Here is an 18,222-nt window from a genome sequence, read left to right as displayed (position 1 = left end):
ACTTATAAACGGCCGGAGGATGTACTTTTCCGGCCTTTTTTTTATTAAAAAACGTGCAAATTAAAATTATGAGAAACAATTTTTTAACGCTTGTAATAATGCTGCTATCACTTGCGGCCAGTTCCTGTACCAGCGATTCTGAAGCCGGTGAACAGCCTGAAAACAACAAAAATACCACCTATAAGAATCCTGTAATTCAGGCCAGTTTGCCCGATCCAACAATTATAAAAGCTGCCGACGGCTATTTTTACCTTTACGCCACCGAAGACATTCATAACACACCCATTCTTCGTTCCAACGACTTGCTTAACTGGAAAGTTTTAGGAACTGCATTCACTGATGAAACCCGCCCGAATTGGGAACCTAATGGTGGAATTTGGGCGCCCGACATTAATTATATTAACGGAAAATATGTTTTGTATTATTCGTTGTCGGTTTGGGGAGGTGGAAATACCTGCGGGATAGGTATTGCAACGGCAACAAACCCGGCCGGGCCTTTTACTGATAATGGAAAATTATTTCGCAGTAACGAGATTGGTGTACATAACTCTATCGATCCCTTTTATATAGAAGATGGTGGTAAAAAATATTTATTCTGGGGAAGTTTCTTTGGAATTTATAGTGTTGAATTAGCCGATGATGGATTGAGTATGAAACCAGCAACAACAAAAAAAGTAGCAGGTACGGCTTTTGAAGCAAGCTACATCCATAAAAAAGGAAACTACTATTATTTGTTTGCCTCGGTTGGCTCATGCTGCGAAGGCGCCAACAGCAGCTACAAAACCGTTGTGGGGCGCTCGGAAAATTTATTTGGTCCCTATGTTAACAAAGCAGGAAAACCAATGATGGAAAACGCATACGAAGTGCTTATTCAGGGCAACAACCAGTTTGTTGGAACCGGGCACAATTCAGAAATCATCTCAGACGAGGCCGGAAACGACTGGATGCTATACCATTCATACATAAGAAGCACCCCGGATAAAGGTCGTGTATTAGTAATGGATCAGGTTCATTGGGTGAATGGCTGGCCGGAAATCACGGGTCAGTCGCCATCATTTGAAAATTCGGTACCGGTTTTTTAATAGGCAGTTTTTATTATCGAATTGCATGCTTAACAAGCAAAAAGGAGTTTAGTGTTATAAAAAACGCTAAACTCCTTAACAAATAAAAAACTAATCGAAAACTGAACGTATCTAAAAACTATTTTTCGTTCAAAACTTTACACACTTTCTGGTTAATCTGGCGAACGCGATTCTCATCCAATTTAATCACTTTTCGGTCGTAAGTCATTAAGCCGTTTACTTCGCCTTCTACATCCGTCGTTTGTGTATAAACTGCAGCAGAAAAACCGCTTTTTGCCATTTTATAAAGCTCCTCGGCGTATTCAACGTATTTATCGGTTACGTCTTTTGAATTTTTAAACTGAACATAACCCCAGTTACGGTCGGTAGCCCAAAGGTGGCCTTCAAGAGCCAGACCAATTCCACCATATTCGCCCAAAACGGTAGCGCGGCTTCCATCGTACAAATACATTTCCGGCCCCGGATAATTATGCAAATCGAGCATATCGCCCACACGGTAGTGGTTTCCGCCACTTGCAGGATTTACCAAACGGCTTGGATCGTGTGCTTTTGTCCACTCTACAATCTCTTCGGTTTTAAACTGCCCCCAGGCTTCGTTAAAGGGTACCCAGCAAACCACCGATGGGTTCGATAGGTGTTCGTTCATGATTTCCTGCCACTCGTTGCGGTAATTGGCTTCCGATTCGGGAGAACGTTTCATTTCAGTACCATCAAAATACTGGCGGTTTTGCCAGCGTGGCGAGCGGTCGCCATTTGGCATATCCTGCCACACCAAAATCCCCATTTCATCGCAGTGTGTGTACCAACGTGCAGGTTCTACTTTAACGTGTTTACGAATCATATTAAAACCAAAATCCTTGGTTTTCTGAATATCGTATTTCAAAGCCTCATCGCTTGGAGCGGTGTACAAACCATCGGGCCACCAGCCCTGATCGAGCGGGCCAAACTGGAAATAATCTTTGTTATTCAACTGCAGGCGAACAATTCCGTTTTCATCGCGTTTGCTTGAAACTTTACGCATGGCTGTATAGCTGTCAACAGCGTCAACGGTTTTTCCGTTGCTGATTAATTTAACTTCCAGGTCGTAAAGAAATGGCGATTCAGGGCTCCATAATTTTGCATTTGAAACAGGCAGTTCCACCGATTGTCCGGCAGCAGCTTTTCCGCTTGAAACAACATTATTTCCATCTTTTAAAACGACTTCGTAAACATCGCCAAAAGTAGCGCCACAAACCGATGCATCAACTTTTAAACTTGCGTTATCGATATTCGGAATGGCAACAACATCGGTAATATGTTTCTCGTTTACAGGCTCGAGCCATACCGTTTGCCAGATTCCGGTTACCGGAGTGTACCAGATTCCTTCGGGGCGGCTCACCTGTTTTCCGCGCGGTTGGTAACCTCTGTCTGACGGATCCCATACTTTTACCACAAGATTTTGCTCTCCCGACTTGTTAAGAAACGGAGTTACATCGAACGAAAAGGCATCGTAACCACCTTTGTGCGAACCTACTTTTATGTCGTTTACCCAAACATCGGCTTTCCAATCAACAGCACCAAAATGCAGCAATACTTTTTTTCCTTTCCACGCTGAAGGCACCGTAAATGTGCGTTGGTACCACAATTCTTTCGTTTCGCCAACTGTTTTCTGAACACCCGACAAACTTGATTCAACTGCAAAAGGAACCAGAATCTCGCCATCAAAATTTGCAGGTTGCATTTGTCCGGCTTCGGTTATGGCATAATTCCACAAACCATTCAGGTTTTGCCAGTCGGCACGTTCCATAATTGGTCGCGGATATTCGGGCAACACATTGTTTACATCAATTTTTTCGGCCCATTGGGTTTTAATTTTGTTGCCCGCCGGCTTCCACTGGGCAACACTTGTTAACGCACTTAGTGCAAAAATCAGTACAATAAATTGTTGTTTCATTTTTAAAATATTAGTTGGTATAAAAATTTATTTAAAATATGGTCCACTGTCATTCCAGCCTATTTCTACTTTTGAGATAAACCAGGTATTTCCGTTATCATCATTTCCCTGAAAAAACAGGTAAGTACTTCCATCTTCATCTTCAAAAATATGGGGATGCCCCGATTCGCTTGAATTCCAGGTTCCGGGATCGCCATTGGTAAGAAAAGGTTTATTTGATAATTTTTCCCATTTCAGCCCGTCACGGCTTTTTGCCACCCCAACCTGCTGTGGTTTGTTGTTGTAGGCTCCGGCATAAAACATATACAGCCATTCGCCTTTCTGAATTACAGATGCACCTTCTGTACACATTCCTTCCCACGGAAATTCCGGAGCCAGAATTGGTTTGTTGCACTTCTGGGTCCAGCTTTCACGTTTAAAATCCCCATCAAGAGGAGAAACTGCCACGCCCATAATCTGTATTCGCATATCGGGATCGCGCGTGGCAAAATACAGATAATATTGGTTATTGAAAGAATAAACTTCGGCATCGATTGCCCGGCCACTGGTCCAGTCTCCCGTTGGGTGGAAAATGGGATTTGTTGTATTTCGTGTAAAATGAATACCGTCGGTTGACCAGGCATGGCAAATTGCATCATTTCTCCAGTTGCCATAAGTTTGATAAAAAAGATGTACCGTATCGTTTACAACCAGTGCACACGGAGCGCATATACCTTTTGCTTCCACTTTGCCCGAAGGCGGTACACTGCCAATTTTTTCCCAGTTAATAAGGTCAGTACTTTCAGCTATTCCTATTTCCCAGCCCTGCATTCCATCATCTCCGCCATCTGATGGCGGTGCACTTATGTACATTAGATACCTCCCTTCGAAACGGATAACATGTGGATCTTTCGAAAAAGGTTTTCCCGAACGGGAAGTGTCTCCATAATACATTTCAGGCTGTGCCAGTAGAGCCAGGGTATTCAGAAGAATAATTACTGTTAACGGAATTTTGGTTTTCATAGTTATAGTAGTTTAATTATTAATCCTATAATACATGGAAAAATCCTTTATTTACTATTAAACAGAATGAGGCCAAGGCAAAGTAGTGCTATTCTTTTCATTGGTTTAAGTTCGATTATTTCAGGTTTAATTTATTGGCCGGGCCTGCACTCCCTCGAAAGTAATTTTTACCGGTTTGATAAATCCTTCGTCATCAAAATACATGCGATCGATACAGGTTTCGCGGTGATTACCATCTGTTTCGTTCAGTGGCCGCCGATGGTAAACAATATAATATTCGTCGGTTCCGGGAACCTGAATTACCGAGTGATGCCCTGCGCCTCTCGCCACATTCTCATCCTGTTTCAGAATTGTTCCAACACGCTCAAACGGGCCAAATGGAGAATCGGCAATCGCATAGGCCACACTGTAATCGGGGCCGGTCCAGCCACCTTCGCTCCACATAAAATAATACCTGCCGTTTCGGATAAACATAAACGGGCCTTCCACATAACCTTCGGGCGTAACTTCTTTGAAAGTTTCACCGTCTTCAAAAGGAACAAAACCGGTAAAATCGTTATTTAACTTAACGATGTTGCAATGCCGCCAGCCACCATAAAACATGTAATACTGGCCATCTTTATCGTGAAAAACAAACTGATCGATAGGTTGAGCACCGTTATAAAATTTATCGATTAACGGTTTCCCGAGGTAATCTTTATACGGGCCTTCGGGTTTGTTGGCAACACCAATACCGATTCCGCCCACTTCGTCATTGCTTTGAATATCGTTGGCCGCAAAAAACAGGAAGTACTTTCCTTCTTTTTCGACAATAGCCGGAGCCCACATAGCGCGCCAGGCCCATTTCACTGCAGTGGTATCGATAATGCGTTCGTGTTTGGTCCAGGTTACCAAATCCTTGGAAGAAAAGCAATCCATAAAAATCTGGTCATTGTACGGGGCTGAATAAGTCGGATAAATCCAGTATTCATCGCCAAAAACAATTCCTTCCGGATCGGCATACCAGCCTTCAAAAACAGGGTTGTGGTTGTTGCCGCTTCTTTTCTGAGCAAATGTATTAAGGCATAAAATTATAAGCCCCAAAAACACGATTGAAAATTTTAATCTTGTATTCATGCTATTTTGTTTTCTTTAATTTATTCCTATTTCAATTACCTGTTATTCGTACAATATTCAATAAGCTGTAGAACATCGTCCACGTTTTGCAAATTCATTTTATTGGTTTGAATATATTTTGTCACGTCCTTTTTGTCGCCGCCAAAAGCTTTGCAAAATTGTTTTGAAGAAGCCAAACTTCTGAATCCTGTCTTTGCTTTGGTATAATACAGATTATCCGGCATCAGTTCGAAATCCTCATTTACACTTAATTCAGTTCCCTGCTTATCGTACCCGCGTGGCAAATTATTAACCGGCTGCACCGACGAAGTGTTTGAAACTCCGCCAAAAGCAGTTCCTTTTCCTTTCGAAATTAGCTGGTTACGGTTTCTTTTATAGATTAATACTGATGGATTATCTATTTTTTCGAGAAAAATGTCGCCTTCAAGCCACTCAAAAACATGATCATTTATTTTAATGATGGAAATTAATTCGGGCGATGCCAGCGCCATAATTTCATTTCCGTTTTTAAAGATCATTTGCTCCTCGAAAGTATCGTAATTGAGCATGGCAGCTGTTTTTGTGCCATCGTTAAAAAGAACCGAGCCATTGGTGAAATCGGAGAAAAACATTCGTTTCGCAGCTGTTTGTGCAATTGCATCCACTGAAAAAATGCTTAAGCCGAAAACCAACATAAAAAATACAAAACCTCTTAACTTCATTTTATATCCGATTAGTTGTATTTCACCCTAATTTCGTTGTAGGCAAAAGAGCTTCCAGTATGCTCTCCAAATATAAAACCGGCACGCGGGGCATAGCCCCACTGGGCAATAAACGATCCATCAACCTGAAGGCCTGAAGTTGTTTCAACCGGCATCCATTCCTTACCATCGAGCGACCAGAAAAACTGAAAATACCTGGCATTTATAGCTTCGTACTTTAGGTACACCGACCCTGCATTTTCTAGCTCTGCAGTTGCCAGCACCTCTTTTTCTCTATTATTTACCTGGAATAATTCGAGCTGATGACGGTTTACAACCAGCGCAATCATATTTTGGCGATTACTGTATATTCCAATACCACTTTTCGCTTCGTTTTGAATAACTTCTGAGCTGAGTTGGTAGTTACCCGATTTAGGACGTAATCCCACAAAACCAACACCTGCTTCGTTAGCCGTCAGTACCAGCTGCCCATTTTTAACTTCTATTCCGGGCTTTTTATGATTAACTTCCCACGACCAAAAAACAAGATTCTGTTCATCAGAAAAATCATCCATAAAAACACTATCAGTTACCTGGTGGGTATTTTCAAAAGGCACTTCAGCTTTCAGTGCCGGGGTGTTGTATTTGAAATAAGGCCATCCGGTTTCATCGTTCCAAAGCACTTCGCTCAACATTCCTTGCCTTCCAATGTATTCAAAATCGGTAGCATTGTACGAATGGTACATGTAAAAATACCGGTTATCAGGAGTGTTTACCAGCGTTCCGTGGCCGGTACAGCGCCACTCGTCACCACCCTGTAAAATCGGTTCAGGAAATTGTTCCCATCCATTCCTAAGATTTTTCGATCGGGCCACCCGCACCCGGTAATCACATCGGTTATCACAACAGCCTCCTACCGAATAAAACATATAGTACCACCCGTTGCGTTTCACGATACATTGTCCTTCATCGCCGGCTCCCTGCCAGCCTTTTGTAAAATCGGTGAGCGTAAAATGATCGCCCACAAGCTGCATTCCGTCATCGCTTAACTCTGAACACAGTATTTCAATATCGCGCCCCGGAGTCAGGCCGTAGGCTTTCCAGGTGATGTATAGCTTTTCATCATCATCCTGAAAAACAAATGCATCAATGGCTTCTTCACCCCATTCAATAAGAATTCCATGATCGGTAAATCCTTTGCTGATATCTTTGGTTGTGGCCACTCCAATACAGGCAATCCGGTTGTCTTTTCGTTTGGTGGTGTAATAAACAAAGAAAGTTCCGTTGTGATAAAACAACTCCGGTGCCCAGAAATCGTCGGCAGTCCAGGCAGGTGGCTCATTAAAAACCGATCCAATACGTTTCCAGTTTATCAGGTCTTTTGACTCGAAAAGAGGGTAGTTTGGTGCAAAATCGCAACTCGTACCCGCAGCATAATACGTGTCTCCTACCCGAATAACCGATGGATCGGGGAAATCGCCGGCAATAACAGGATTTTGAAAGTAAGCTGTTTCCTTTTTCTTTTCAGGCTGAGCACAAAAAGTCAAAAGGAACATTACCGTTATTACAAGTATCGTGTTCTTCATCGGCTTAACATTTATTCGTTATAATCAATCCACACCTTCATTTTTCCCGGTTCGCGATTGTCCCACGAGAAATAAGGCACAAAAGTTAATGTTTGGCCGTTTGTTTCAGCTTTTACCGCTTTCATCCCTTTTAGTTTTCCTTCGGCATCAGTTATCGAAAAAGCTGTTGTTTCAGCAATTGAAACTTCGTCAAGATTAAACTGCTTATTATCGGTTTGTTCCAGACAATATACCAGCGGCCCACGCTGAAGGGCTCTTTTCCCAACATTTTCTTCAACTTTAGGATGAGAAGCCACCAGTTCAACCGGCATAGCCATCTTCAACCTAATCTTATCGCCTTTATTCCAGGTGCGAGTTAATTTGGCATACCTGCTTCTTCCCGGTTTACTTTTTATTAGTTCTCCATTCACCCAAAGTTGGTACTGTTTACACCATCCGGGAATCCTCAGATTCAACGCAAAAGAGGCAGGAGATTCTGGATTTACTGTAAATTCCACTTCGTCCTCCCATGGGTAGTTTGTAGATTGAACAAGGGTAAGCTTCTGCCCTCCCACTTCAAATTGAGCCTTACTTCCAACATATAAATTTACAAACACCTCCTCGGCCGAGGTCAGGTAGATATAACTTCCCACCGAAGGAATAAAACGCGAAATATTGCTCGGGCAGCAGGCACATCCAAACCAGCGCTGACGGTGATGATCGCCATCCGATTCCAACGGGTTAACGTAGTAGAACAAATCGCCATCAAGCGAAACTCCTGAAAGGACTCCGTTATACATCGATCGTTCCATCACATCAATGTAGCGGGCATCTTCCGAAAACAGGTTCATGCGGCTATTCCACAATACCATTCCGATGGAAGCACAGGTTTCGCAATAGGCTGTTTTGTTAGGCAGATCGTAATCTTTCGAAAAGCCCTCGTTCGATCCGGAGCTGCCAATACCACCGGTAATGTACATATTCCGGTCAACCACATCGTGCCAAACCCGCTCCAGTGCAGCAACGTAATCCGGCAGTTCTTTTTCTGCGGCAACATCGGCCATTCCGGTAAATAAATACATCGCGCGAACGGCGTGTCCCTTTATTTCGCTAATCTCTGAAACCGGCACATCATCCTGACAGTAAGCTGCCCCCCAGTGTTCCTTATTCCAAATTTCGCCGTGACCATGCCCATGCCCTCTTTCTTCCAATAACCAGTAAGCCAGGTCCAGGTATTTTTTATCGTTTGTTTCGTGATACAGTTTAACCAATGCCAGTTCGATCTCCTGATGCCCGGGCACCCAATGTTTTTTACCGGGGCCAAAATTTTTAGCGAGATAATCGGCAAAATTTATGGCAACATTCAAAAATGTTTCTTTACCGGTTGCTTTATAATGCGCTACGGCAGCTTCAATCATATGTCCGCCGCAATACATTTCGTGCTTTTCCATATCGGTCCACCTCTCATCCGGATGATTCAGTGTGTAGAAAGTATTCAGGTAACCATCTTCTTGCTGCGCACCGGCAATCAGTTTGATCCACTTATCCAGCAAGGCTTCCCTTACGGGATTTGGATTGTTAATCAAGGAATAGGCAATACCTTCCATTGCCTTATAAACATCCGAATCATCAAAATAAATCCCCTGATGCTGTCCTTCCATAATGCTGGCAGCGCGGGCAAAGTTGTTAATGCGCTCGGTTGAGTCCTGCATTTGGGCAATGCAGGTTTCGAGGGTAGCGTTTGCATGCGAAGCTAATCGCGGAGCCCAAAAATTATCGTTAATTGTTACCTGATTAAAAGGCACAGGTTTTAACTGATAGTTTTGCGCATCACCAGTTTTTACAAAGACTGAAAAAAAAGATACAGCCATTAAAAAGCGGCATATTTTAGTTGGTTTAAGCATGTTAAAATCGGTTAATGATTTTATACGCAATTTACAATAAATAACTGCGCATCTGAAATTATTGGTTAATCCGTTATTACACTAAATTTATAAATACTTGTGGTTGCATAAGTCTCTCCCTGATTTAAAAGAATTGAAGGAAAGGCAGATTGATTTGGCGAATCGGGAAAATGTTGTGTTTCCAATGCAAACGACTCGCGAAAATCAAAACTCTTTCCATATTTCCCGGTATCGGCACCATCCATAAAGTTTCCGCCATAAAACTGAATGCCCGGTTCTTCAGTGAATATTTCCATTTTCCTTCCGCTTGCCGGTTCTACAACCGTTGCTGCCAGCAACATTTTGCCTGGCTCCGCTTTATTGAGAGCAAAATTATGATCATACCCCAAACCATTTTGCAACTGCTCATTTTCGTTTTGCAACGGTAAATCTGCCCCAATGGCTTTGGCTTTTCTGAAATCAAAAGGTGTTCCTTCAACCGACACATTTTCTCCCAGCGGAATCAAGGTTGAATCTACAGCAGTAAACTTATCGGCGTTAATCGTTAGCAGGTGATCATTGATGGTTCCGTTAGCTTCTCCTTTTAAATTAAAGAAGGCGTGATTGGTTAGATTCACCGGCGTACTTTTATCAGTAGTTGCTTTGTAATCGATCTGCACTTCGTTTTCGGGCGTGAGCTGATAGGTAACTTCCACACTCAAATTCCCCGGGTAGCCCATCTCTCCGTCTTTAGATAAGTAGCTAAGAACAATAGAAGTATCATTCACCGACTTTACATCCCAAACCACATTATGAAATCCTCCGGGGCCACCATGTAAATGGTTAGGATCGTTATTAATTGGCAACGAATACTCAATATTATTTAAGGAAAATTTACCTTTTGCAATACGGTTTCCTACACGGCCAATCAGTGCTCCGTGAAACACTTCGTTGGCATTTAAATAAGCATCAATTGATGGGAAACCCAGCACAACATCAGCCATTTCTCCGTTTTTGCCGGGCACCAGCAAACTTACAATTCGTCCGCCATAATTGGTTACAGCCATTGTTAGCTCTCCGTTATTCAACTCGTACAAACCGGTTTCTTTACCGTTAATAGTGGTTTTAAAATCGGCTTCTTTCAACACTCCACATATTAAGTGTTCTGTATTTTTTTTAGGGTTGCAAGCCAGTAAAAAACAGCCCAACAGCAGCACAGTTATAGATCGTTTTAATTGGTTCATTTTGTATGATTTGTTAGTACTAATTCGAAGATTTATCGTATTTGGTTGAAGGTCCGTGCACTACAAGTTTTCCATCGGCGGTTATTTCCATCGGGTCGATAAAAACTACACGTTCATCTCCTGTTTCTGAAGTTCTTCCATGATAAACACAAAGCATGGTTTTCCCATCAGGTGCCAACGTTATAGAATTATGGCCGGTGCCGGTAACTACTCCGCCCTGTTCTACATTTTTCTGCAAAACCGGGTTGTTATCGGCTTTCTTAAAAGGCCCGAGTGGAGATGGAGAGGTTGCATAACCAACCGCATAATTCTTTCCGCCAAAATAGTTGGCAGAGTACATCATGAAATACGTGTCGTCATTTTTAATAATGTACGAACCTTCCGTCCAGCGGCGGTTTACCTCGCCTGAAGTTACCGACCGGCTCTCCCATTCTGCTTGCTGATCATCCATTTTTACCGGAGGACGCAGCAATAATTTCGGTTCGCCGATTATTCCTGAAAAGTCGTTTTCAATTTGAACACCATATACCCAACTCTCTTCAATCTCGTTGAACATTCCTTTTTCGCGTGCCCAGTCGGCCACTTCACTTTCAACCGGATTTTTGTAGCAACAACGTGAATAATACAGATACGTCTTTCCGTCTTCAAACCATAGGTTTCCATCGATTACAGGATATCCCGGGTCAAAAATCGGACGATCCATCAAATCGGTATAAGGGCCGGTTGGATTGTCGGCAACGGCTACCCCAATTCGGAAATTCTCCAGTTCGTTGGTCGGGTTTTCGCGCCAATCGGCACTAAAAAGCAGATAAAACTTACCATCTTTTTCATACAATTCAGGAGCCCAAAAATTGGCAATATTCCACGAGTCGGAAGTATTTCCCTGGTAAATCCGGCCTTCGTCCTTCCAGCTTTTCAGGTCTGAAGACGAATACATTTTAAAACCGTCTTTTACTCCGCCGGTTCCAATCATATAATAATTTCCGTCGGATGCTTTAAGAATATAGGGATCGCCAAACTCTACAGGTAGCGGATTCTCAATTTTCAATGCTGAAGGCTGAGGTTGACATCCCTGGAGAAAAGAAACAATTACGATAAGAAACAAATAAAATCGCCTGCTCATTACCACTGGTTTTAAATGTTAGTAAAACTAATTTATGCCGGTTAAACTTTTTATTACATCAACCTCTTCCTGGCTGTACGGAGTTCCATCGGGGTGGAAAATTTCGTGAAACCAAAGTGGTGGCTCCGATCCATCCGGAATTGGCTCATCCCAGGCATATTTTGTATTTGATTTTCCGGCAACCAAACCCCAGTTAATTGCGCCAATATTTTCGTTGTGTAGAATTGGCATAATGTTTTGGAAATAGCTGTTGTTTCGTCGCGCCATATATTCGGTGCAAACCATTGGCAGGCCTCTGGTTTTTAAGGTATCAATAGCTGCCTGATGTTGCTCCGGGCCTTCGTAGTTGTGATAAGTGATAATATCGGAATTTTCGAGCTGAAATTTATTTAAATCGGTTAACGAAGCATTCCAAACACCAGCCGAAACCGGTTGCGACGGACGGATTTCCCAGGCCCAATTGAATACGTTTTTCAACAGAGGCATCGAACGGTTGCTATAGCCGGAGTTGCCGGGTTCGTTGTATAAATCCCAAATTGCAATTCTTTTATCGTCTTTAAACGTAGTAAGCACATCTTTTACGTAGACTTCTAAAACGTTTACCAGGTTCTCATCTTCGTACAGCAAATCGCCCGGATCGCGCACCCAGCCAGAGTTATGAACGCCCGGTTTCGGATCGGGTTGTTTGCCGGCCTGGTATGTAGCATTCCAGCAGTCATCGAAAAACACAAAAATAGTTTTTATCCCGTGGCTGTCAGCAATTTCAAGGTACTTGTTCATGCGGTTTTTAAATCCGTCTTTATCAACTTCCCAGGCTACATGGTGCAGATACACACGCATGCAGTTCAAACCAATTTCTTCGGCCCATCCCAGTTCGCGGTCAATGGTTTCAGTATCAAAAGTTTCGGCCTGCCAAACCTCCAATTGGTTAATTGAAGTACTCGGATTAAAGTTACTTCCCCGTAACCAACCATTTTCTTCAGCCCAGGCATCAGCTTGTTCCTGTGTCCATTTTTGCGAAACTACTTCAGTGTTTTTTGTGTCGGCAGCTTCTTGCTTTTCTTTTTTCAACTGGCAGGCAACGCCCAAAAACAGCATTATTGCCAAAAGATAAGTTCCTGTTCTTTTCATCTGTTTAAATTTTTTTGATATCTGAATGTTCAAAAAATTTGAATACATTCAGGAACTCACATAAATTTTAATCATTCTTGCCTGCCTGCGGTAGTCAGGTTTGTGAATTTAGAATGAGGAAAATTCATGTTCGTTTCATTTTATTGATCTATTTGATTTTGTTCTATTTCTACTTCTCCCGAAGGACGTTTTAAGGCTTTACCTGCTCTTACCGCTTCTCCAAAATCAGGAGTTCCATCGGCATTCCAATAAAAAGGTTGCATTCGCACATCGCGATCCCAACCGGGCTCTGTTGTTTTTTTCGAATGATAAATAATCCAGTCTTCCGAATCGTCGGGCGACTTTACAAACGAAACATGCCCCACTCCGTAAACCGAATCATTCCCTTCGAAAATCGGTCCTGTTTTAATCCAGCTTTCAGGATGGAGCGGATCGGCATCCGGTTTTTTAATCTGTAACATTCCCTGGCGGTATTCTTTTAGCCACGATTCGCGACAGCTATAAACGATAAACACCTGATCATCATGTTTCAAAACTTCAGGTCCTTCGTTCAAATTTAACGGTCCGCCGGTTTCCCAACTTTCTTCGGGCGATGATAACAAAACCCGTTTTCCTTTCAGTGTATATGGATTTTCCATTTCCTGAATGTACAAGTGCTGCGGCGTTGCGTCGGTGTCCATTTGCTTCAGCCAACCCGACCATATGGCATATAGTTTACCTTTATGTTCAAGCACTGTCATGTCAATGGCCCAAATGTTTTTCGCAATATCGTCAGGATCGTCGCCTGTATTTAACATCCCCATATCCTGGTATTCACTATAAACATTATCGTTTGCCGAGCGCAAAACCCCTGTTCGCTGATGAATAAAAGGAGGACCGGAAACGCCTGCAGCATAATAAACATACCAGTGTCCGTCGATAAAATGAATTTCAGGCGCCCAAATACAATTGCTGTTCCAACCCGATGCAGGTGCTTTCCATATGTATTCGGCCTTATCTCTTTTGGTCATGAATTTGGAACTCGAAACTGCAATTCCGTTGTTAATAGAGAAACAATAAATATAGTCGTCGTCCTGTTTTACCATCCACGGATCGGCACCATCCCAAACCGGGTTGGAGAAGGTTGTTTTTACTGAATCTGCTTCTGCTGGCAGGTTCTCACTTTTCGCACAAGAGGTAAAAATTACCAGTAAGCAAAATGTTGTGTAAATTTTCAAATGCATTTTATTTCTTTTCCAGTGTTGGTGTGAGAATTTCATCACCAATTTTCATTACTTCTTTTCCATCAACATTCTCGAAATACACCCTGCCAACGTGCATCAAACGTGGATGAATTTTATTATCATCATGATGCGAGTGGAAAACAATTCGCAATTGCCCATCCTTATCCCTGAACATGGCACTGTGCCCCACTCCTTTCAATCCGTCAGGTTTTTGTAGGATTGGGTTTTGCTCATATTTTTCCCATGGCCCCATAATATTTTTGGCAGTGGCAAATCCAACACCGTATTTTGGGCTCTCGAAATGATTTGCGGAATAACTCATGTAATAGATGTCCTTGTGTTTTACGATGAATGAACCTTCGTTAACGCGTGCCATCTCATTTTCCCACAGCTGCGAAACATGCAAACATGGCGTTATGGTTTCGCGTTTTAGTGTAGTTAAATCGTCTTCCAACCCGGCAATCCAAATGACATTTCCATCAGTAAACCGCACAAAAGAAAGGTAAGCTTTTCCATCGTCGTCGATAAAAAGTGAGTTATCGATACACTTTTCATCTTCAATCATCGGCTTTTTTACCGTCTGCTTAAATGGCCCGAGCGGACTATCGGATGTAGCCACACAAATGTGCTCATCGGCAGAAAAGTACATGTAAAACATGTTGTTAACAAAATAAACTTCAGGTGCCCAAAACCGCTGTTCAGCATACACCTCGCTTTTGTGCAAAGCCAGACCATTTGGCGCTTTAGCCGGTATTCTCCATTTTTTCAAATCATCTGAAACATACACTACAATACCATCAGGCGACTGCGTTCCGTAAGCATAATAAGTTCCCTGATGATACATAATGAAAGGATCGCCAAGAGGCAGCTGTGATTGGGCATTTGATTGCAATGCCCAAATCACGAGTATAAATATGAAAAGCGTATTCTTCATTCGCCTATTTTTCCAGCATTTTTATAAAATATCCGCCAACTACCGAGCGCGCCTGAAAACCAACCTGTTTTGCATCGGGTGTTTCGTACCAGTCACTCATTGGAACACGATCTGGTGTTTCGGTTACAAACCCATGCAACGGATCGATAAACTTTTCGAATGTAGCCTTATCGTCAGCCAAAGTCGCTGTCCAAATAATCCAGTCTGATTTTGTGTAGGTTCTGCGGTTATCCAATGGCAAGCCGTATTTGTTTTGTTTGGTCAGGTAATAAGCAATTTCTGTTTGAGCCACTTCTTCGGGGAAGATACCCAAATTCAGCAATTTATCCCAAACCAAATTATATTTCAGACTCCAGGTTCCCGGTTTGTCGAATGTTAAACGGTAGTGGTCGCCATCGTCGGCCATTTTTATCCATTCCTGCGCCATATTTTTTGCTTCAGAGGTATATTTCTCAGCAATATCGTTTTTCCCTAACATGGCTGCCAATTTTCCGTATCCGGCAATTCCCATAATTGCTTTTGCCGAAAGGTTTACATTGTGTGCGAAGTGACCGGCAAAGTCGTCGGTACACAATTGATTCTCCGGATCAAGGCCATTCTCCATCAAATAGTTTGCCCAGGTTGTTAACACATCCCAATGTTTTGCGGCATAATCGGCATTTCCTTCTGCATCGGCAATTGCAGTGGTTAAAATGATCATGTTGCCACATTCTTCCACAGGCATATCGCCACCATAGGTTTGTCCGTTAGCCAACGGATAAGTACCTACATCGTGCGCAGCAAAAGGCTTTTCCCATTTTCCACTTTCAGAATAATAGAAAATCGGGTTCAACATTCCTTTTAGCAATTCAGGATTGTATTTCAAGAAAAGAGGTGCTGATGGATAAGTAACATCAACCGTTCCGATAGAACCGTTGCTGAAATTTTCCTTCGAAAGGAAAAGGATGTTTCCTTTTGTATCTTTTCCCAGTTTATGTGCAGCAATAGATTGACGGAATGCCAGCTCGCAAAGTTTGGCGTATTTTTCGCCACCTGCCTTAAATGTGTCAGAATAGATTTCCTTATCAAGTTTAGCACAGCGCGAAAGAATATTCTCGCGTTCAGAAACGGCAGCTTGCAAAGCATCTTCAATACTTACTTTTCCGTTTTTTGTCCACCACGCTTTTAAGTTGTTGCCAAAATACTGGATAGATTCAATGTCGTCGTAAGCCAGCATTACGTAACCACTTTTTAACTGGTCGCTTACTTCCTGCAGGTTCTCTATAAAAATCAGTGCCGGCATCGACTGGCTCATTTTAGTGGTAAATTCATCAACGCCAGCTTCAGGTAATTCGTTGTTTGTAAATTGTTTTTTCGAAAGTAGATAGTCGCCAATACGAACCGCATTTTCCGCGTTATCGGCAGTTGCCAGGTAATGATAACCCCAGTCGATTCGCACATTATCGCCCTTCTTTTCTAATACAGGCTGCTCAACAGTTCCGGCTTTTACCCAGCTAATATTTTGCTGGTTGCCGGTGGTTAAAATTACTTCCTGGCTTAAATCGTTTACAGCCCATTCGGGTGTCGTTTCAATATAAATCTGAACATCGTGTTTTTTGTTGTCGTTGGCCTCAATTTCGTAATTGATGTAATTTACCGGACGCGATAATAAATCAAGATCATTGGGTAACAAAGGCGATACGAATGCAAGTTGAAGATCAACCGGTCCGCATGTAAAATTATATTTTGTAGCTGTTGCTGTTATGTCAACACTATTTTGAATTGCTGCTGTGGCAAAAATTTCTTTTTCTTTCCGTTCCTGAATAATTCCAAAATCAACATAACCACCTCCGGTGCGGTTATGGCAGTGTGCGGCTATAATGTTTTCTTCACCTAGTTTCAAACTTTCCCGGTTAAGTTTTAAAAGTACATTGTTGTGCCATTCATATTCGGTCTTTACCAACTGCTCTCCATTCAGGTACAATTCAAAAATATCATCGTGCGAGTAAATCAGGTAAACATCTTCAGCACCCAATTCATCAGGCAATTGAAACGAGCGACGCACCCAAATGTCTTTACTTTCCCATGCTGTTGCCAAAGCCGGCATTCCTGAGGTACCAAAAGCAGCTTTTCCTATTTTCCAGGCAGAATCGTTAAAACCGGCTTTTTCCCAGCCTTCCGCTGGTTGTTTTTCCGTATAACTGCCTTCCCATTGTTCGTAATTCGCCATGGGCAAAATAACTTTCGGAGGAATTACTTCTTTTCCTAAAAAACGATACACTTCGCCGTCTACTTTCAGCGCGCCTATAAGTGAATGTGTTTTTCCGGTCCAGTGTGTTACCGCAGCATCAAAAAGCTGATCGGCATTTGACCAGGCACTGGTATACGGATCGATTGTAATAAGGGGATAAGATGGTGCCCTAAACGACTCTTTTTTCACTGCGTCGTTTACCTTTTCAGTTGGCGAACAGGCAATAAATAGTAAGGCAAGCATTGAAACAATACCGCAAAATTGTATTCTAAACATTGATCTCAGATTAAAATGAAAAATAGTTGGTCTAAATAAAAAAGGCTGTCAATGAAGTTATCCCGGCACAATCACCGGGACAACCTCAACAGATAGTTGGTTATAGATCTATTCTTTGTACCGACGAGAAGATCATATCTTCACGACCGGCAACTTTTAATCCCACACGGGCATACACATAATTTTGTGTTGGTGTAATTTCAGGAACTGCAACCGACATGCTGATAGAGTTTGCATCGGCAATGTCGCCGCCACCAATTTCGGTACTGGCAATATTTGTTCTGAAATCAACAAACTGACTTTTATTTACGTATAGATTTACACGTTCAATGTCGCGTGCATCTGCATCAGTAATGATTTTTTCGGCCTGGAAAGTAGCTGTTACATTTCCACCTGCAGCCGAAAACTGTGCATTACGAATCATGTAATATGGCTCCACTTCGATGTCCATATTCTGATCGCCGTTCAAATTAACATCAAGCGTGTCTGCTCCAACAGTACGAAACGGCCCCTGTCCGTCAGGGAAAACCAGTTTGTAGCTGCCGTTGAACAACAGCGCAGAGTAAGTTCCGTCCTGATCAATAACAACATTTATAGGATACGACAATTCCCATCCCGGCTCCCAAAGCTGGAAGTTTACATCGTTGTAACTTACATTAATCGGCTCGCCGTTGTATACAATAGTTCCTTTCAGGAAAGATTCCGGTTCGTCGTAATTATCCCAGTCGCATGATGCGAAAATCGCAGTAGCAACAAGTAGTGTGAATATAAATTTTAACTTCTTCATTGTATTCTCCTTT

Annotated in this window: 14 protein-coding genes; 1 reads left to right on the top strand and 13 read right to left on the bottom strand. The window is 42.4% G+C overall.

Going from position 1 to position 18,222, the window contains the following annotated elements:
- Nucleotides 1-68 precede the first annotated feature (68 nt).
- Nucleotides 69-1,082, top strand: coding sequence for a family 43 glycosylhydrolase (locus BMW53_RS11565; RefSeq protein ID WP_038559274.1), 1,014 nt, complete (start codon nucleotides 69-71; stop codon nucleotides 1,080-1,082).
- Nucleotides 1,083-1,200: 118 nt separating this feature from the next.
- Here the strand turns inward: BMW53_RS11565 and BMW53_RS11560 are convergent, their stop codons facing one another.
- From BMW53_RS11560 to BMW53_RS11500, 13 genes are all read right to left on the bottom strand, one after another.
- Entirely contained in the window at nucleotides 1,201-3,015 is a 1,815-nt protein-coding gene (locus tag BMW53_RS11560; RefSeq protein ID WP_038559271.1) for a glycoside hydrolase family 2 protein, read from the bottom strand.
- A 27-nt stretch (nucleotides 3,016-3,042) separates the two neighbouring features.
- On the bottom strand, nucleotides 3,043-4,017 hold the full coding sequence (locus BMW53_RS11555; RefSeq protein ID WP_038559267.1) for a glycoside hydrolase family 43 protein: 975 nt from the start codon (nucleotides 4,015-4,017) through the stop codon (nucleotides 3,043-3,045).
- Nucleotides 4,018-4,143: 126 nt separating this feature from the next.
- Nucleotides 4,144-5,133, bottom strand: a complete 990-nt coding sequence (locus BMW53_RS11550; RefSeq protein WP_038559264.1) for a glycoside hydrolase family 43 protein — start codon at nucleotides 5,131-5,133, stop codon at nucleotides 4,144-4,146.
- A gap of 35 nt (nucleotides 5,134-5,168) precedes the next feature.
- The gene (locus tag BMW53_RS11545) at nucleotides 5,169-5,834 is read right to left on the bottom strand and encodes a hypothetical protein (RefSeq protein ID WP_139178118.1); all 666 of its coding nucleotides are present in this window, start codon (nucleotides 5,832-5,834) and stop codon (nucleotides 5,169-5,171) included.
- 11 nt (nucleotides 5,835-5,845) lie between these two features.
- The gene (locus tag BMW53_RS11540; protein WP_038559258.1) at nucleotides 5,846-7,399 is read right to left on the bottom strand and encodes a family 43 glycosylhydrolase; all 1,554 of its coding nucleotides are present in this window, start codon (nucleotides 7,397-7,399) and stop codon (nucleotides 5,846-5,848) included.
- Nucleotides 7,400-7,410: 11 nt separating this feature from the next.
- The gene (locus tag BMW53_RS11535) at nucleotides 7,411-9,249 is read right to left on the bottom strand and encodes a glycoside hydrolase family 127 protein (RefSeq protein ID WP_168136413.1); all 1,839 of its coding nucleotides are present in this window, start codon (nucleotides 9,247-9,249) and stop codon (nucleotides 7,411-7,413) included.
- A 98-nt stretch (nucleotides 9,250-9,347) separates the two neighbouring features.
- Nucleotides 9,348-10,505, bottom strand: coding sequence for an aldose epimerase family protein (locus tag BMW53_RS11530; protein WP_038559255.1), 1,158 nt, complete (start codon nucleotides 10,503-10,505; stop codon nucleotides 9,348-9,350).
- A 19-nt stretch (nucleotides 10,506-10,524) separates the two neighbouring features.
- Nucleotides 10,525-11,628 carry a glycoside hydrolase family 43 protein gene (locus BMW53_RS11525; RefSeq protein WP_038559251.1) on the bottom strand — a complete coding sequence of 368 codons (1,104 nt, stop codon included), beginning with the start codon at nucleotides 11,626-11,628 and terminating at the stop codon, nucleotides 10,525-10,527.
- A gap of 27 nt (nucleotides 11,629-11,655) precedes the next feature.
- The gene (locus tag BMW53_RS11520) at nucleotides 11,656-12,759 is read right to left on the bottom strand and encodes a glycoside hydrolase 5 family protein (protein WP_217642939.1); all 1,104 of its coding nucleotides are present in this window, start codon (nucleotides 12,757-12,759) and stop codon (nucleotides 11,656-11,658) included.
- A gap of 140 nt (nucleotides 12,760-12,899) precedes the next feature.
- Nucleotides 12,900-13,982: a glycoside hydrolase family 43 protein gene (locus BMW53_RS11515; RefSeq protein WP_074780667.1), complete on the bottom strand. Its 1,083-nt coding sequence runs from the start codon at nucleotides 13,980-13,982 to the stop codon at nucleotides 12,900-12,902.
- 1 nt (nucleotide 13,983) lies between these two features.
- Complete coding sequence (locus BMW53_RS11510) at nucleotides 13,984-14,916, bottom strand: glycoside hydrolase family 43 protein (protein ID WP_038559249.1); 933 nt, start codon at nucleotides 14,914-14,916, stop codon at nucleotides 13,984-13,986.
- A 4-nt stretch (nucleotides 14,917-14,920) separates the two neighbouring features.
- Nucleotides 14,921-17,422: a glutaminase family protein gene (locus BMW53_RS11505; RefSeq protein WP_038559246.1), complete on the bottom strand. Its 2,502-nt coding sequence runs from the start codon at nucleotides 17,420-17,422 to the stop codon at nucleotides 14,921-14,923.
- Nucleotides 17,423-17,522: 100 nt separating this feature from the next.
- Complete coding sequence (locus BMW53_RS11500; protein WP_038559242.1) at nucleotides 17,523-18,209, bottom strand: DUF3823 domain-containing protein; 687 nt, start codon at nucleotides 18,207-18,209, stop codon at nucleotides 17,523-17,525.
- Nucleotides 18,210-18,222 lie beyond the last annotated feature (13 nt).

Origin of the sequence: Draconibacterium orientale, assembly GCF_900111425.1 — a bacterium.
Classification (GTDB): Bacteria; Bacteroidota; Bacteroidia; order Bacteroidales; family Prolixibacteraceae; genus Draconibacterium; species Draconibacterium orientale.
This window is presented reverse-complemented; position numbering and strand designations above follow the sequence as displayed.

What these genes read in the sequence shown, in the direction of transcription:
- BMW53_RS11565 (WP_038559274.1), top strand. Translation starts at nt 69, where the DNA reads ATGAGAAACAATTTTTTAACGCTTGTAATAATGCTGCTATCACTTGCG.
- BMW53_RS11560 (WP_038559271.1), bottom strand. Translation starts at nt 3,015, where the DNA reads ATGAAACAACAATTTATTGTACTGATTTTTGCACTAAGTGCGTTAACA.
- BMW53_RS11555 (WP_038559267.1), bottom strand. Translation starts at nt 4,017, where the DNA reads ATGAAAACCAAAATTCCGTTAACAGTAATTATTCTTCTGAATACCCTG.
- BMW53_RS11550 (WP_038559264.1), bottom strand. Translation starts at nt 5,133, where the DNA reads ATGAATACAAGATTAAAATTTTCAATCGTGTTTTTGGGGCTTATAATT.
- BMW53_RS11545 (WP_139178118.1), bottom strand. Translation starts at nt 5,834, where the DNA reads ATGAAGTTAAGAGGTTTTGTATTTTTTATGTTGGTTTTCGGCTTAAGC.
- BMW53_RS11540 (WP_038559258.1), bottom strand. Translation starts at nt 7,399, where the DNA reads ATGAAGAACACGATACTTGTAATAACGGTAATGTTCCTTTTGACTTTT.
- BMW53_RS11535 (WP_168136413.1), bottom strand. Translation starts at nt 9,249, where the DNA reads ATGGCTGTATCTTTTTTTTCAGTCTTTGTAAAAACTGGTGATGCGCAA.
- BMW53_RS11530 (WP_038559255.1), bottom strand. Translation starts at nt 10,505, where the DNA reads ATGAACCAATTAAAACGATCTATAACTGTGCTGCTGTTGGGCTGTTTT.
- BMW53_RS11525 (WP_038559251.1), bottom strand. Translation starts at nt 11,628, where the DNA reads ATGAGCAGGCGATTTTATTTGTTTCTTATCGTAATTGTTTCTTTTCTC.
- BMW53_RS11520 (WP_217642939.1), bottom strand. Translation starts at nt 12,759, where the DNA reads ATGAAAAGAACAGGAACTTATCTTTTGGCAATAATGCTGTTTTTGGGC.
- BMW53_RS11515 (WP_074780667.1), bottom strand. Translation starts at nt 13,982, where the DNA reads ATGCATTTGAAAATTTACACAACATTTTGCTTACTGGTAATTTTTACC.
- BMW53_RS11510 (WP_038559249.1), bottom strand. Translation starts at nt 14,916, where the DNA reads ATGAAGAATACGCTTTTCATATTTATACTCGTGATTTGGGCATTGCAA.
- BMW53_RS11505 (WP_038559246.1), bottom strand. Translation starts at nt 17,422, where the DNA reads ATGTTTAGAATACAATTTTGCGGTATTGTTTCAATGCTTGCCTTACTA.
- BMW53_RS11500 (WP_038559242.1), bottom strand. Translation starts at nt 18,209, where the DNA reads ATGAAGAAGTTAAAATTTATATTCACACTACTTGTTGCTACTGCGATT.